The organism is Streptomyces sp. NPDC104581, assembly GCF_055583685.1.
Genome location: NZ_JBVJNN010000002.1, coordinates 242,001 through 257,080, shown reverse-complemented (window position 1 = coordinate 257,080; position 15,080 = coordinate 242,001). Strand labels below are relative to the sequence as shown.

The window sequence follows — 15,080 nt, the reverse complement described above, 5'->3', positions numbered from 1 at the left end:
ACCCCCCCCCCCCCCCCCCCCCCCCCCCCCCCCCCCCCCCCCCCCCCCCCCCCCCCCCCCCCCCCCCCCCCCCCCCCCCCCCCCCCCCCCCCGACGCACGAGGGGTGCGGCCTCCGTCCGGGTGAACCGTGCGCAACCGGTCCGGGGGCGATGTCCGACGGCGCCACCGCCGTGATCGACGGCTGATCGCCCCCGCCGAGGGGAGGCGGATCCCCGGACCCCGCCATACGCTCGTCCCCATGAGCATCGACCGGCGCGTGCTGCTTCGCGGCATGGGATGGGCCGCCGCAGCGAGTGCGGGCCTCACCCTGGCGGCCGACGCCGCCGGAGAGGCCGGCGAGGAGGAGCCCGCCGCCCGCCCGCGCCCGCGGGCACGCCCGGAGCGCCCGCTCCGGTGGGCCGCCGCCGCCCCCGCCGTCGAACCCCGGTCGTTCTGGCAGGAGCGTCCCCCGCCCCGGCGGAAGCCGGAGCGTACGACGGACGAGCTCAAGGCCGTCTTCATCCACCACACCAGCGGCCCCAACGACTACACCCGCCCCGAGGTCCCCGGCCTCATCCGCAGGTTCGCCGTCGACCACGTCGACGCCAGGCAGTGGGACGACATCGGCTACAACTTCCTCGTGGACCGGGGCGGCATCATCTACGAGGGCCGCGCCGGAGGCATCGCCAACCCCGTCGTCGGCGCGCACACCATCGGCTTCAACGTCTCCACCGTCGGCATCGCGGCGATAGGCGACTTCAGCGACGGTACGCCGGTCCCCGAAGCCATGGTCGACTCGCTCTCCCGGCTGATCGCCTGGAAGCTCGGGCTGTACGGGGTCGATCCGCGCGGCACGGCGATCCTGGTGTCCACGAACGACGCCAGCCGGTACAAGAAGGGCACCCGGCAGATCTTCCGTACGGTGTCGGGGCACCGCGACGGCTATTCGACACGCTGTCCGGGCGGCGCCCTCTACGCGGAACTCCCCCGCATCCGCGCCCGCGCCGCCCGCCTCCAGGGCCGCCCACCGGACCGGGCCTAGGCGTCGTCCGGCGAACCGTCCGGGGAAGTGCGCAGATGGGCGCGGGTGCCCTGGGGGCCGAACAGGACGAGAAGCTCCACCGCTCCGCCGTCGGCGCTGCCGAGCCAGTGCGGCAGGTGCGTGTCGAACTCGGCCGCCTCCCCCGGCGACATCGTCACGTCGCGCTCACCGACCACCAGCCGCAGACGCCCGTTCAGCACGTACAGCCACTCGGAGCCTTCGTGGGTCTGCGGGGTCGGCTCCAGCGGCCTCGGCCGGGCCGGGATGATCATCTTGAACGCCTGCGTACCGCCCGGCCGCCGGGACAGCGGCACGAAGATCATCCCGAACCGCCGCACCGGCTTGAGATGGATCCGGGGATCACCCGTGCGCGGCGCCCCCACGAGGTCGTCCAGCGGAACGTCGTACGTGCGTGCCAGCGGCAGCAGCAGCTCCAGGGTCGCCCGGCGCAGTCCGCTCTCCAGCCGGGACAGGGTGCTCTCCGACACGCCGGTCACCGCGGCGAGGTCGGCCAGGGTGATACCGCGTTCGCGGCGCAGGGCGCGCAGCCGGGGCCCGACGAGGGCGAGGACGTCGTCCGATTCGCGGTCCATCGGGCCATCTTGCCAGAACCGCAAGATCCCGTGCCGGATCGCATCGGGCCGGTCAAGACTGGGCCGCGTGCCCCGACAGCGACAGAAGGAGCCCCCGATGAACACCACCAGCGCGGTCACGTTCTGGGACGGCGTGTACGCGGCCCGGCCGGCCGCCACCGAGCCCCGGCCGAACGTACGCCTCACCGAGACGGTCGCGGATCTGCCGCCCGGCGACGTGCTCGATCTCGGCTGCGGGCAGGGCGGCGACGCCCTGTGGCTCGCCCGCCGGGGGTGGCGGGTGACCGCCGTGGACGTGTCGGCCGTGGCGGTCGAGCGGCTGACCGGCCTCGCCCGCGCGCACGGTCTGGACGGCCGGATCGACGCCGAGCGGCACGATCTGGGCAAGTCCTTCCCCCGGGGCACGTTCGACCTCGTCAGCGCGCACTATCTGCACACGCCGCTCGCCCTGGACAGGGGGACCGTGCTGCGCGCCGCCGCGCACGCCCTGCGGCCGGGCGGGCGGCTGCTGGTCGTCGACCACGGATCGACCGCGCCGTGGTCGTGGGACCAGGATCCCGGTGTCCGGTATCCGACGGCGCGGGAGGTCGCCGAATCCATCGGCCTGGACGGGGCGGCGTGGACCGTCGAGCGGACCGACGCGCCGCGCCGGACCGCTGCCGGGCCGGACGGACGCACCGCCGAGGTCACCGACCACGTCCTGATCGTCCGCCGTGCCGCGTGAACCGGCGCGGCTGCCGCGAGGAGGCACCATGAGCACCAGCACCACGGGCGGCGGACGCCGCCGCGACACCCCGCCGCCCCGGACGGGAGACAGTGAGGCCGAGGTGCTGCGCGGCTTCCTCGACCACCTCCGGGAGTCGGTCCTGAGGAAGGTCGAGGGCGCTCCCGAACCGGAGGTCCGTACGGCGGCGGTACCGTCCGGCACGAACCTGCTCGGCCTGCTCAACCACCTGACGTTCGTCGAGCGGGCGACGTTCCTCGGGGAGCGGGTGACCGACTGGCAGGGGACCTTCCGTGCCGCGCCCGAGGACGCTGTGGCCGATGTGGTCGCCCGGTACCGCGCGACGGTCGCGCGGGCGAACGGCGTACTCGACGGATGCGCCGACCTCGGCGCACCGCTGCCCCGCCCCCGGCCGAACAGCCCGGCGCCCAGCGTCCGTTGGGCCCTGACTCATCTGATCGAGGAGACGGGGCGGCACGCCGGCCACGCGGACATCATCCGTGAACTGATCGACGGCTCCACCGGCCGCTGACCCCCCGCCTCCCCGTACCCGCCGGGGCGGGGCCGGCGGCCCCGGCGCGGGCCGGAGGTCAGAGCGCGCGGTGCATGATGTGCAGCCCGACGTAGCCGTGCGCCGGGTGGCGGAAGCCCTCCGGGAGCGTGCCGAGCACCGTGAAGCCCAGTGATTCGTACAGCTTCACCGCGTGGATGTTGGTCTCCACGACGGCGTTGAACTGCATCGCGCGGAAGCCGGCCGTACGCGCCCACTCCAGGCTGTACTCGCAGAGCGCCCGGCCCACGCCTCGGCCCGCGTGCGCCGGGTCCACCATGTAGCTCGCGCTTGCGATGTGCGAACCGTTGCCCATGTGGTTGGTGTTCATCTTGGCGGTACCGAGGACCGTGCCCGCGTCGTCCACGGCGACGACCGCGCGGTTCGGCGGGGCCAGCAGCCACCAGTCCCGTGCGACCTCCTCGCCGAGGTCGGTCGGATAGGTGAACGTCTCGCCGGCGGCGACGATCCCGTGGAAGAACGGCCAGATGGCGGGCCAGTCCCGCGGGGTGGCTTCCCTGATCAGCATGGCCCCAGCATGCCGGGCCGGTGACCGGGACCGCCAGCGCTCAGGGTCTGTCGTCTGGATCGGGCCGGATCAGTGAGCGGGGTCCGGTGCGTGCGATCGCGAGGCGCAGGAGGGAGGCACGGCGGCGGAGCCGTGCCTCCCTCCTCCGCCGCCAACGCAGGGGGCACCTCCCGTGCCCCTCCGGGGGCTACGGGGGAGGGCGTGCGTGCCGGGGCACGCGAGCCCGGCGAGATCCACACGACGGGCCCCAGGGCCGGTGCCCCCGTGTACGCCGGTCAGCAGCGTGGCGCGGACAGGGGCGGGTACACGCGAGGACATGGTTGAGAAGACGAGCGTCCTTGTCCTGGACTGCGCCGAACCGATGGAACTGGCCGAGTTCTACGCCGCGCTCTTCGACGCGGAGATCCGCCCGTGGGGCGACCCCGACTACGTCGAGATCGTCGGCAACAACGGCGTCCACCTGGCGATCCACCGCGACCACGGCTACGCGCCCCCGAGCTGGCCCCGGCCCGACGACTCCCTCCAGGCCCATCTGCGCATCCTCGTGAAACGGGGTGAGATGGACGAGGCGGAGCGCGAGGTGATCGGGCTGGGCGCCAGACCCGTGGAGGCCAAGAACAACAGCGGCCCGCGCGACGAGCGGACGTACTCCGATCCGGCCGGTCACTCGTTCACGCTCGCGGTGTCGCCGGAACTCCCCCAGCAGCCCGAACGCCCCGCTGCCGATGTCACCACCGAGAACATCTCAGGGACGGGTGACGTATAACGGGACCGTCCTGTCGGTCGCGGTCCGGGCGCCGCTGCGCCAGTCGAAGGTGGTTGTCGGATGAGGCTCACGGTCCTCGGTGGCGGGGGCTTCCGGCTCCCCCTGGTGTACGGCGCGCTGCTCCGCGATCACGCGGCCGGCCGGGTCACCGACGTCGTGCTGCACGACGTCGACACCGCCCGGCTGGCCGCGATCGCCCGGGTGCTCGCCGACCAGGCCGCAGGGGTGGCCGACGCGCCGCGCGTCACGGTCACCACCGACCTGGACGAGGCCGTCCGGGGCACCGACTTCGTCTTCTCCGCCATCCGCGTCGGCGGTCTCGAAGGCCGCGCCGCCGACGAGCGGGTCGCGCTCGCCGAGGGAGTGCTCGGTCAGGAGACCGTCGGGGCCGGCGGGATCGCGTACGGGCTGCGCACGGTGCCCGTCGCCGTCGACATCGCGCGCCGGGTCGCCCGGCTCGCTCCCGACGCCTGGGTCATCAACTTCACCAATCCGGCGGGGCTGGTCACCGAGGCGATGGCGCGCCATCTCGGCGACCGGGTCATCGGTATCTGCGACTCCCCCGTGGGACTCGGCCGCCGGGTCGCACGCGTCCTGGGCGCCGACCCCGACAAGGCGTTCATCGACTACGTGGGCCTCAACCATCTCGGCTGGCTGCGTGGTCTGCGCGTGGACGGCCGCGACCAACTCCCGCGGCTGCTGGGCGATCCCGGCCTGCTGGGCTCGATCGAGGAGGGCAGGCTGTTCGGCGCGCAGTGGCTCCGGTCCCTCGGCTCGATCCCCAACGAGTATCTGCACTACTACTACTTCAACCGCGAGACGGTGGCGGCGTACCGCGGGGCGGAGGCGACCCGCGGCGCCTTCCTGCGGGACCAGCAGGCCCGCTTCTACGAGGAGATGACACGCCCCGGCACCCCGGCGCTGGCGGCCTGGGACCGTACCCGCGCCGAACGCGAGGCCACCTACATGGCGCACAACCGCGAGGCGGCGGGCGCGGGTGAACGCGCCGCCGAGGACCTGGAGTCGGGCGGGTACGAGAACGTCGCCCTCGCCCTGATGCGGGCCATCGCGCACGACAGCCGCGCCACGCTCGTCCTCAACGTCCGCAACCGCACGACGCTCTCGGTGCTGGACGCCGAAGCCGTCATCGAGGTCCCCTGCCTGGTCGACGCGAACGGCGCCCATCCGGTGTCCGTGGCGCCGCTGCCGTATCACGCGACCGGTCTGGTCTGCGCGGTCAAGGCCGTGGAGCGGGAGGTGCTGACGGCGGCGGAGAGCGGTTCGCGTACAGCCGCGGTGAAGGCGTTCGCGCTGCATCCGCTCGTGGACTCGGTGACGGTGGCACGGCGGCTGATGGACGGTTACCTGGCCGTCCACCCCGGTCTGGCGTATCTCGACCGGTCGGGCGGGCCGACTCGGTGACGGCAGGTCAGACGCCGACGATCAGTACCGCTCCCGATACCGCCGCGAACACCAGGACCGTGATCCGCAGCCTGGCAGCGTCGACGCGATGACGGGTGAGACGGCTGAGCCAGACGCCGAGCGCCAGGGCGGGCAGGAGCAGCAGGGCGGGCCCCATCTGCCCCGGTTCGCCCTGCCCGGTGGCGAACAGCAGGGCCAGGGAGGCGACTTCACCGACGAGGAAGCAGACGGCGACCGTCGAACGGAGTTCGGCCGGGGGCCGGTGCTGGTAGACGAGCGCCAGCGGTGGACCGCCGACTCCCGTCGCCGTCTCGGTGAGAGCGGTGACCGCACCTGCGCCTACGTACGCCGCCCGGCCCGGGGTGAACGCGGGCGCCGCCAGACTCACCACGGCGGCCAGCACCGTCGCGGTCCCGACGACCACCCCGAGGTGGCGTGCGGGGACCGCCCACAGCAGCGCCAGTCCCCCGGGCGTGGCCGCCAGCCGGGCCGCCGAGATCCAGCGGGCGCCCCGCAGGTCGAGGGCGGCGCGCTCCCGCCACGCCACGTAGAGATTGAGCGGGATCATCGAGACCAGCAGGAACACCGGCAGCAGTTCCGGGCCGACCAGGCCGGCGACCGGCGCGACGACGAGGGCGAAGCCGAGGCCGCTGGTGCCCTGGACGAACGCGGCGACACCGACCACGACGGCGAGGAGCACGAGCGCTCCGCCGCCGAGTCCCTGGCCCAGCGCGTCGATCACACCCGCCCCCCGGACTCCCGTCGCCGACCGCGCGCCGGTGCCGGTCTCCGCCGCGGCCCGGCGCTACGGGGACGGTACCCGCTGCCGTGGGATCAGCGTGCGACGACGGTGGTGTCCGGCGTGCGGGGTGTGAACCGGACGGGGAGCGACTTCAGGGACCGGACGAACGGGCCCGGCCGCCACGTGAGTTGCTCGCGCGGCGTGAGGAGTTCCAGGTCGGGGAGCCACTGCGTGAGCCGCTCGATGGCCTCGGTGGCGATGAGCAGGGCGTGCTGCTTGACGGGGCATTTGTGCGCTCCCGCGCCCCAGGACAGATGGGAGGCGTCGTTCGGGTGGTGCGGCTCGTCGGCGCTGTCCTGCTCGGAGAGGTAGCCGAGCGCTCCGTACGAGACGACGACGGGCACTCCCGTGCGCACCCACACACCGTGGAAGCTCAGCGGCTCGCGGGCGTAGAGGATGCCGTAGTTCGCCAACGGCGTCTCGTGGCGCAGGACTTCGAGGATCGCGTCCATCACGGGGCGGGAGCCGCTGGTGAGGGTGGAGTAGTAGGCCGGGTTGCCGAGCATCCGGGACAGGGCGTTGGCGACGAGGTTCGCGGTGGGCTCGTGCCCGGCGCCCATGGTGAGGAAGACCTGGAAGACGACCTCCTCGTAGGTGAGGTCCGCCGGGTGGTCGATCAGCCGGCTGGTCAGGTCGTCACCGCGTTCGAGGGTCTTGGCGGTGACGAGTTCGGTGACGTACTCGCCGTACTCCACCTCTCCGGCGGCGGCCTCGTCGCCGCCCTCCATCAGCCGTCCGAGCGAGTTGTTCAGACGGGCGCTCTCGCTGTCGGGCAGGCCGAAGAGGTTGTTGAAGATCAGCGTCATCAGGGGGCGGGCGAAGTCGTCGACGAGGTCGGCGCCGCCCGCCGGGCCGAACCGGCCCACCAGCAGGTCCACGACCCGGTGCACGCGCTCGCGCAGGTCGTGGGGCTCGACGAGGTCGAAGCCGTCGACGAGGGCGGTCCGGTAGCGCATGTGCGCGGCGCCGTCGGTGAACAGGGGGTTCGGGCGCCACTTCAGCATGCCGAGGATCGGCGAGTCCGGGGCGGCCGTCGCCTCCCACTCCCTGGAGTCGTGCGACCAGGTGCCGGGGTCGTGCAGGATGTCGAGCGCCGCCCGGCGGTCGGTGACGATGTACGCGGGCTCGCCGGGGGCCAGTTCGCCCCAGCCGACCGGCCCCTGCGCCCTGAGCGCCTCGTAGCGGCCGTGCGGATCGGCGGCGAAACCCTCGTCCCAGAGCCTGACCGGCGCGGAGAGGGAGAAGGCCGCCGCGGGTGCGGGATAGGAGATCACGGGATCACCAGCTCTGCGGGATGGGGGCGGTACCGGTGCCGGTGCCGGTGACGTCGGCGGGGACGGCGGGCGCCGCGGTGGCGGCGTGGCCCGCTATCAGCTGCTGCACCAGTGCGAGCAGCGCGTCGATGGAGGAGTTGGTGTCGCGGGCGTCGCAGACCACCATGGCGGTGCCGGGTTCCAGGTCCAGCGAGCGCCGCAACTGCTCCTCCGTGTAGGTGCGCGCGTCGGGGAAGGTGTTGAGCGCGACGGCGTAGGGCAGCCCCGACTCCTCGACCAGACCGAGCACGTCGAAGGAGTCGTCGATACGGCGGCTGTCGATGAGTACGAGGGCGCCGAGCGCGCCGTGGGAGATGTCCGCCCACAGCGAGCGGAACCGCTCCTGGCCCGGGGTGCCGAACAGGTAGAGCACGATTCCGGCTTCGAGGCTGATCCGCCCGAAGTCGATGGCGACGGTCGTGGTTGTCTTGTCCCGTACGCCGGCGAGGTCGTCCACGGCGACGGACGCCTCGGAGAGGTGTTCCTCGGTGTGCAGCGGGCGGATCTCGGACACCGAGTCGATCAGCGTGGTCTTGCCGACCCCGAACGGCCCCGCCACCAGGATCTTCACCAGCTCACGGGTGGTGTCGGGCAGGTGCAACCCGCCATCGGGGCCGTCGGTGGCATCGGTGCTACAGCTTGAGGGCGCGGAGGCCATCGGCCACTCTCTTCAACAGGTCGGGTGCGGGCAGGGCGGCTGCGGGTACGGGCGCGCGGAGGCTCACCAGTCCCTGGTCCGCCAGTTCGGCGGCGAGCACACGGACGGCGGAGACCGGCAGCTCCAGCAGGGCAGCGGCCTCCACGAGCGTGAGCGTTCCGCCGTCGAGCACCTCGAAGAGCGCGTGCCGGGCGGCGGGGAGTCCGTCGGGGGCGGGTCCCGCCTGACCGGTGAGCAGCGAGAGCCGCTCCAGATCGGTGTGGCTCGGCCGAGCCACACCGCCGGTGGACAGATAGGCGGGTACCAGTGGACGGCCGCTTCTGCGGCCGGTCATACCGGAGTGCCGCCCTGACCCCCGCGGGGTGCGGCGGTCATCGTCTTCTCGCCGAGTCTGGCCACCTGCGAGTGCACCCGGTGGGCCAGCAGGTCGAGCCGCACCTCCGGGCCCCCGTAGGCGGCGACACAGGTGCCGTGCGAGGTGGGCGCGACCAGGATGTAGCCGTGGTCGGACTCGATGACGATCTGGCGGATCTCGGAGTCGCCGTGGTCGGCGAAGGCGGCGGCGGCCGTACGGCACGCGCCCTGCACGGTGCTGGTGATCGCCGCCGTGCGTTCGGCGGTCGCCTGGCTCAGCGCGTCCGTGTAACCGGAGACGAGGCCGTCTCTGGTCAGCAGGACGGCCGCCCGCACATGCGGGATTTCCAGGATCGGATCGAGCACCCACGCCGTTTCGCCGGCGTCGCGGCTTTTCATCGCGGGTCGTTCCCTTCGGAGTCGGCTGTGGATCGTGCCGCCGCGGTGCCGGTCTGGAGCGCGCCGAGCGCCGCGGCGGAGTCTTCGGGGGTACGGGCGGGTGGTTGGGCCTGCTCGGGGGCGGGGCGGGCGGCGGGGACCACCGCCCCGGTGTCGGTGCGTGGGCGGCGTCGCCTGCGCTGGGGCAGGACGTCTTCGGCGGGCGCCGCGTCGTTTCCCTGTCCGGCGTCGACGTGGTCGTGGGGGGCGGGGGCCCGTGGGCCGTCGGCCGGGGTGGGACCGTCCCGGTCGGGCCCGCGGAGGTCGGGCGCACGGAGGTCGGGGGCGACGGGGCGGGGCGGGCGGGCGGTGGTCCGTACGGCCCGTGCGGACGCACTCGTTCTGATGGGCAGTCCGCCGGCCGTCTCCGGCACGGCCGGCTGTTCCGTCCCGGCGGGGCGGGTGGAGCGCGGCGCGGCGGCGGCCGGGGGGCGGACGACCGGGTCGACATGGCTGAGCAGATGGCTGTTGACGAGGAGCACCGCGCGTACTCCCCCGTACGGCGACGGGGTCGACAGATCGACGGACAGGTCGAACTGCCGGGTGAGCTGGCCGATCGCGGCGAGCCCCATCCGGGGCGGGTCACCGAGGTCGGACAGCAGGATCGGTTCGCTGCTCGCCACCATCCGCTGGGCGTAGGCCCGTTCGTCGGCGGACATCCCGACCCCGGCGTCGTCGATGGTGACGGCCACGCCGTGGTGGGCGCGTTCGAGGCTGACCGTGACGTCGGTGTCCCGTGAGGAGTGCCGCAGGGCGTTGTCGAGGAGTTCGGCGACGATGATCGCGACCGGTTCGACGGCGTGGGAGACGAGCGCGGTGCCGGGCTCCAGATGGTTGTTGACGCGGACGCGGTGGTAGCCGACGATCCGTGACTGGCCGCCGGTCACCGCGTCCACCAGGTGCGACTCCTGGCGGGCCAGCCCGACCCAGGCGCCGCACACCACGGCGGCGACCTGTGCGCGCCGCAGCGACTGCTCGTTCTCGTGGTCGAGTTCGAAGAGGGTCTGGGCCAGTTCGGGTTCGTCGTACTGCTGTTGGAGCCCTCTCAGTACGTCCTGGAGCCGGTAGAGGCCGGCCTGGATCTCGCGGGTGGTGCCGCGCATTCCGGCGCGCGCCGCCGCGTCGACCCGCTTGCGCTCCTGTGTCATGGCGCTCGACAACGCGCGCAGGACCCCGTCCAGTGCGGCGCCCGGTCCGGTGCGGGGGAAGCCGGGGCTGAGCGGGCCGGGCACCTGGACGTGCGGGTGCGCGGCGCGGGTCGCCACCGCGGGGACACGCCGGTTGGTGAGGTGAGCGATCTCGGCGGTGAGTTCGGCGGACACGCGATCGGCCTGCGACCGCGCGTCGTCCAGCAGCTCCCGGAGCCCGGCGATCTCCTCGCGGAGCCTGGACCGTTGGCGGCGGGAGCGGAGCAGCCCGCCTCCGAAGACGAGCGCCAGCAGGGTCCCGGCGGCCAGGCCGCCTGCGGCCAGAACCGTTTGCTCGATCATTCGGACGGACCTCGGGAGGATCGGGGGAATCTGACGGGCCGTACGGACCCGGAAGGCAGAACCGCACAGTACACACAGCGACGTCCCATGTGCGCAGAGTTCCGGCGAAGACCCCCACAGGGGAGGGGGACAACTCACGCCGTGGGCGCGCGGTGTCGTACGCCGTGAGCGCCGTGGTCGCACGCCGTGGGCGCCCGGTGGGCGTGCGTCGGCGGTGGCGCGGTGGCCGTACGCCGCCGGGAGTAGTGGCCGACTCCCGCTGCCGGATGCCGGGGAACGGGCCGCTCCGTAGCGTCGGCGGCGCCGGGGGCCGTTCCCCGGCCGGAGAAGGAGGACTGGAGGACTCCCATGAGAGTCAGGATTCGACGCGTGCGGACCGTGGCCGCTCTCGCCGCGCTGGTGGCCCTGGTGCCTCCCGCGGGACCGGCGGCGTCCGCCGACCGGGTGCCCGCGGCGCGTGTGGTGGGCGAGCGGGCGGGCCCGGCCGGTCTGGTGGATCTGGCCGTCGACTCACCGGCGTTGGGCCGCCGGGCGTCGGTGCGGCTGGCGACACCGGACGGGTGGGAGGACCGCCGCCCAGGTGACCGCTGGCCGGTGCTCTACCTGCTTCCGGGCGGGGACGGCGACCATCTGAGCTGGACCCGCGACTACGGGGTGCAGGATCTGCCCGAGCTGCGGAACGTGCTGGTGGTGATGCCCGAGATGCCGCTGTTCGGCTTCTACACGAACTGGTGGAACGAGGGCGCCGGAGGGCCGCCCGGTGTGGAGAGTTTCCACCTGGACGAGGTACTCCCGCTCCTGGAGCGGGAGTACGGCGCCGGTACGCGGCGCACGGTGGCGGGCGAGTCGCAGGGCGGGTTCGGCGCCCTCTCGTACTCGGCGCGGCGGCCGGGGACGTTCCGCGCGGCGGCGAGCTTCAGCGGGTACGTGCATCCGCTCCAGCACCCGCACGCCGTCAAGGCGGGCATGGACCATCTGGGGCTCGACTGGAAGGCCGTCTGGGGCGACCCGGTCGAGCAGCGCGCCAACTGGGCGGCGCACGACCCGTACCACCTGGCCGAACGGCTGCGGGGCGTGCCGGTGCGGCTGTCCGCCGGTGACGGGACGGCGGGCGTCCTTGATCCGCCGGACGTCGAGCCGGACGAGGAGATCCCGGGGCTGGAGGATCCCGCGGACCCGTTCGAAGACGATGTGATCTCGCCGACCGAGACGCTGATGGAGCGGGAGTCACGGGCGGTGGCGGCCCGGCTCCGGGAGGCCGGTGCGCTGGTGACGACGCACTTCTACCCGGGCACGCACTCCCCCGCCTACTGGGAGCGGGAGCTGCGCCACGCGCTGCCGATGCTGCTGAAGCCGCTGGTGGGCCGAGCGGGTGGCGCCGCGTCGCCGGACGCCGGGGCGGCCGGGGCGCGCGAAAGGAAGTTCCAGGGGTGACCTGTGTGCGCGTGGGCGGGACACGCGCGGTTCCGCCGGCGCGGTTCCGTCGAACGCGCGTTCAATGGGCAGGGCTCATCCCGGCGCGCGTCGGCGGTGTCCGCGCGTCAGCCACCCGTGCGGGTGACTTCGTCAGCCTTTCGTTCCGGACCGTCACCGGCCGGAGGGACCCGGATGACCAGTTCGGGACGGTCCCACCGCACCGCGGGCGGGTTCGCCGCCACCGTGCCGACGCGCTCCGCGCCGACACCCCGGTAGAAGCCCTCGGCGGGCGGATGCGACACCACGCGCACGGAGCGGACGCCGGCCGCGCGCGCCTCGTCCTTCATGTGGCCGATCAGCCGCCGCCCCACCCCGAGGCCCTGCGCGGCGTCGGCGACGAACATCAGGTCCAGTTCGGGCGGGGCGAGCAGCAGGGCGTAGAAGCCGAGCAGCCGTCCGTCCGGGGCTTCGGCGAGGAAGACCCGGTGGGTCTCGATGTAGTCGGGCCCCACGCGGTAGCCGGCGACCATGGGCGCGTACGGGCCCTCGTAAGCCCCGGACGACCGGATCAGTCCGGTCAGCCGCTTGGCGTCACGCGCCGTGGCCCGCCGTACGGACAGGCCGGCCGCGTCGCGGACCGCCCGGCGGGCGGCGCCGGGGCCGGGGCGACGGCCACTGGCAGTAATACGCGAGCTCATGATTCGAGTATTACGCATCGGGTGCGACCACCCGGACGGCGGGTCCCGCCGGGGCCGGTCGGGCTGCCGGGCCCCGGCCCTCCTTGTACGGTCGGGGGCGAGGGCCGGAACCGGCCGGACGAGAGGACGCGGTCATGCTGGGCAGAAGCGAGGCGTTCAGCGGTTTCGCCGTGGACGACATCCCGAGGGCCCGTCTCTTCTACGGCGAGACGCTCGGCCTGGACGTCACCGAGGCGAACGGCATGCTGCGGCTGCGCCTCGCGGGCGGGGCGGAGGTGCTCGTGTATCCGAAGCCGGACCATGTGCCCGCCACCTACACGATCCTCAACTTCCCCGTGGACGACATCGAGACGGCCGTGGACGAACTGGTCCGGCGGGGCGTGCGCTTCGAGCGCTACCCCGGCATGGAGACGGACGAGAAGGGGATCTTCCGGCTCGGCGGCCCGTACATCGCGTGGTTCACCGACCCGGCGGGCAACACCCTCTCCGTCCTCCAGGACCGCCCCGCCTGACCGTCCGGCGACTCGTCACGACCCCGGTGGCCGGCCCCGTCCGGTCTTCTCGTATCGTCCGTCGTGCGCTGCGGGTCTTTCTGCCGGACCCGTCCACGCGGGGGCACACGACGGCGGTTCGTACGGCGGTTCATGGTCAATGCACAGATGAAGGCCGCCCGGCAAGGGCGCGACCTTGGCCGATTCCGGACAGGCTCTCTCTCCCCAACTCGGGCCGGGGCGAGTGTTTTCGGCCATCGATCAGGTGCACGCAATTCGCATGTACGACACATAAGGCGTCACCGGCCACAGGGGCGACGCTCGGCCGATGTCGGCCGACCGGCCTCTCTCCCCGTTGTGCACACCACTGATATCGGACAGTCAACCGTCCCGCAAACCCTGCGTGTTCATCGGGTGACCCGTCGCAGCCTCTGATACGCGGGCTCAAATCCGCTGCTGCGCCAGGGGTTTCCGTATCTCTCGCGCGACCGTTCCGCCCCGTTGGTTCAATTTGCAGCAAACCGCAGCCCATGCGCGTGCAAAGAAAAACTGACGTTCTGTCAAGTGTCGTGCGGAGGCTGTCCCGTGGCGCGCATGGCCGGGGTCCGGAAGTGGGCCTTGTGTACGGGGCGCGGCCCGTCAACGATTCCATTCGTGCGGCTCGACAGGTCCGCGACCGGCAGAGACCGGCCACGGACCGGCGCACACGAACAACGGCCCACACCCCACGGGGCCGTGCTTTCCCCCCACCGATGGAGGATTTCGTGACCATCAAGCGCTTCTCCCCCTTCAGTGCCGTGTCCAGACGCGCTCGTCTGCTCGCCGTGACCTCCGGTCTGGTGACCGCCGTCGCGCTCGCGGCGCCGTCCGCGGTGGCCGCACCGGCCCCCGACGCGAAGGTGACGGCGGCTCAGCTCGCCGACGCCAGCTCCGCCGTACTCGACGCGGACGTGGCCGGCACCGCCTGGTACACCGACAAGGCCACCGGCAAGATCGTCGTGACCGCGGACAGCACCGTCTCGGCGGCCGAGCTGGCCGAGGTCAAGTCGGCCGTCGCCGGCACCGACGCCGGCGTGACGATCAAGCGCACGCCCGGCAAGTTCACCAAGCTGATCGCCGGCGGCGAGGCCATCACCACCGGTGGCGCCCGCTGCTCCCTCGGCTTCAACGTCACCAACGGCAGCGCCAACTACGCGCTGACCGCCGGTCACTGCACCAACATCGGCAGCAGCTGGTCCATCGGTTCGACCGCCGGCTCCAGCTTCCCGGGCAACGACTACGGCATCATCCAGCACTCCGACCCGGGTGCGGCCGACGGCAGGGTCTACCTGTACAACGGCAGCTACCAGGAGATCGACGGCGCGGCCGACCCGTCCGTCGGTCAGGGTGTCTCCCGCAGCGGCAGCACGACCGGCCTGCACAGCGGCACGGTCACGGGCCTCAACGCGACCGTGAACTACGGCGCCGACGGCGTCGTCACCGGCATGATCCAGACCAACGTCTGCGCCGAGCCCGGCGACAGCGGCGGCGCGCTGTTCTCCGGCAGCACGGCGCTCGGTCTCACCTCCGGCGGCAGCGGCAACTGCTCCTCCGGCGGCACCACGTTCTACCAGCCGGTGACCGAGGCCCTCGGCGTCTACGGCGTCTCGATCATCTGACGACCCGATGCGTCCGGGCCCCGGGGGTGACGATCCCCTGAAGCCCTCAACGACGCAGGGACGAGCTGTCCCCGGGGGGGGGGGGGGGGGGGGGGGGGGGGGGGGTGGGGGGGGGGGGGGGGGGGGGGGGGGGGAGGCGTGGGATCGGGGCTGCTC

Annotated in this window: 17 protein-coding genes; 8 read left to right on the top strand and 9 right to left on the bottom strand. The window is 73.1% G+C overall.

The features are described from left to right. Positions 1-239: 239 nt before the first annotated feature. Positions 240-1,022: an N-acetylmuramoyl-L-alanine amidase gene (locus ACZ61E_RS02720; RefSeq protein ID WP_469696964.1), complete on the top strand. Its 783-nt coding sequence runs from the start codon at positions 240-242 to the stop codon at positions 1,020-1,022. On the opposite strand, the gene ACZ61E_RS02715 is transcribed toward ACZ61E_RS02720, so the two are convergent. Further along, the gene (locus tag ACZ61E_RS02715; protein WP_469696962.1) at positions 1,019-1,615 is read right to left on the bottom strand and encodes a helix-turn-helix domain-containing protein; all 597 of its coding nucleotides are present in this window, start codon (positions 1,613-1,615) and stop codon (positions 1,019-1,021) included. The genes ACZ61E_RS02720 and ACZ61E_RS02715 overlap by 4 nt on opposite strands. Positions 1,616-1,712: 97 nt before the next feature. On the opposite strand from ACZ61E_RS02715, the gene ACZ61E_RS02710 reads away from it, so the two are divergent. Then, a complete protein-coding gene (locus ACZ61E_RS02710; RefSeq protein ID WP_469696960.1) occupies positions 1,713-2,339 on the top strand; it encodes a class I SAM-dependent methyltransferase in 627 nt (208 codons plus the stop codon). Between the two features lie 28 nt (positions 2,340-2,367). Beyond that, on the top strand, positions 2,368-2,871 hold the full coding sequence (locus ACZ61E_RS02705) for a DinB family protein (RefSeq protein ID WP_469696959.1): 504 nt from the start codon (positions 2,368-2,370) through the stop codon (positions 2,869-2,871). A gap of 58 nt (positions 2,872-2,929) precedes the next feature. Here the strand turns inward: ACZ61E_RS02705 and ACZ61E_RS02700 are convergent, their stop codons facing one another. Continuing rightward, complete coding sequence (locus ACZ61E_RS02700) at positions 2,930-3,418, bottom strand: GNAT family N-acetyltransferase (protein ID WP_469696957.1); 489 nt, start codon at positions 3,416-3,418, stop codon at positions 2,930-2,932. A gap of 316 nt (positions 3,419-3,734) precedes the next feature. Between ACZ61E_RS02700 and ACZ61E_RS02695 the strand changes: the two genes are divergently transcribed. Together ACZ61E_RS02695 and ACZ61E_RS02690 are read left to right on the top strand one after the other, a co-directional pair. After that, complete coding sequence (locus ACZ61E_RS02695) at positions 3,735-4,184, top strand: VOC family protein (RefSeq protein WP_469696955.1); 450 nt, start codon at positions 3,735-3,737, stop codon at positions 4,182-4,184. A gap of 60 nt (positions 4,185-4,244) precedes the next feature. After that, complete coding sequence (locus ACZ61E_RS02690; protein ID WP_469696954.1) at positions 4,245-5,606, top strand: 6-phospho-beta-glucosidase; 1,362 nt, start codon at positions 4,245-4,247, stop codon at positions 5,604-5,606. Positions 5,607-5,613: 7 nt separating this feature from the next. On the opposite strand, the gene ACZ61E_RS02685 is transcribed toward ACZ61E_RS02690, so the two are convergent. The 6 genes from ACZ61E_RS02685 to ACZ61E_RS02660 form a co-directional block, all read right to left on the bottom strand. Beyond that, positions 5,614-6,348: a sulfite exporter TauE/SafE family protein gene (locus ACZ61E_RS02685; protein WP_469696953.1), complete on the bottom strand. Its 735-nt coding sequence runs from the start codon at positions 6,346-6,348 to the stop codon at positions 5,614-5,616. A gap of 92 nt (positions 6,349-6,440) precedes the next feature. Then, positions 6,441-7,679 carry a cytochrome P450 family protein gene (locus tag ACZ61E_RS02680; protein WP_469697130.1) on the bottom strand — a complete coding sequence of 413 codons (1,239 nt, stop codon included), beginning with the start codon at positions 7,677-7,679 and terminating at the stop codon, positions 6,441-6,443. Positions 7,680-7,686: 7 nt separating this feature from the next. Further along, positions 7,687-8,379, bottom strand: a complete 693-nt coding sequence (locus ACZ61E_RS02675) for a GTP-binding protein (RefSeq protein ID WP_469696951.1) — start codon at positions 8,377-8,379, stop codon at positions 7,687-7,689. Beyond that, a complete protein-coding gene (locus ACZ61E_RS02670; RefSeq protein WP_147875060.1) occupies positions 8,354-8,713 on the bottom strand; it encodes a DUF742 domain-containing protein in 360 nt (119 codons plus the stop codon). The genes ACZ61E_RS02675 and ACZ61E_RS02670 overlap by 26 nt, the downstream gene beginning before the upstream one ends. Next, on the bottom strand, positions 8,710-9,132 hold the full coding sequence (locus ACZ61E_RS02665; protein WP_469696949.1) for a roadblock/LC7 domain-containing protein: 423 nt from the start codon (positions 9,130-9,132) through the stop codon (positions 8,710-8,712). Before ACZ61E_RS02665 ends, ACZ61E_RS02670 begins: the two co-directional genes overlap by 4 nt. Then, complete coding sequence (locus ACZ61E_RS02660; protein WP_469696947.1) at positions 9,129-10,661, bottom strand: ATP-binding protein; 1,533 nt, start codon at positions 10,659-10,661, stop codon at positions 9,129-9,131. Before ACZ61E_RS02660 ends, ACZ61E_RS02665 begins: the two co-directional genes overlap by 4 nt. Before the next feature lie 369 nt (positions 10,662-11,030). On the opposite strand from ACZ61E_RS02660, the gene ACZ61E_RS02655 reads away from it, so the two are divergent. Then, the gene (locus ACZ61E_RS02655) at positions 11,031-12,095 is read left to right on the top strand and encodes an alpha/beta hydrolase (RefSeq protein ID WP_469696945.1); all 1,065 of its coding nucleotides are present in this window, start codon (positions 11,031-11,033) and stop codon (positions 12,093-12,095) included. A gap of 107 nt (positions 12,096-12,202) precedes the next feature. On the opposite strand, the gene ACZ61E_RS02650 is transcribed toward ACZ61E_RS02655, so the two are convergent. Beyond that, positions 12,203-12,775: a GNAT family N-acetyltransferase gene (locus ACZ61E_RS02650; protein ID WP_469696943.1), complete on the bottom strand. Its 573-nt coding sequence runs from the start codon at positions 12,773-12,775 to the stop codon at positions 12,203-12,205. Between the two features lie 134 nt (positions 12,776-12,909). Between ACZ61E_RS02650 and ACZ61E_RS02645 the strand changes: the two genes are divergently transcribed. Beyond that, the gene (locus ACZ61E_RS02645) at positions 12,910-13,287 is read left to right on the top strand and encodes a VOC family protein (RefSeq protein WP_469696942.1); all 378 of its coding nucleotides are present in this window, start codon (positions 12,910-12,912) and stop codon (positions 13,285-13,287) included. Between the two features lie 743 nt (positions 13,288-14,030). Beyond that, positions 14,031-14,924: a S1 family peptidase gene (locus tag ACZ61E_RS02640; RefSeq protein ID WP_469696940.1), complete on the top strand. Its 894-nt coding sequence runs from the start codon at positions 14,031-14,033 to the stop codon at positions 14,922-14,924. The last annotated feature ends 156 nt before the right edge of the window (positions 14,925-15,080 follow it).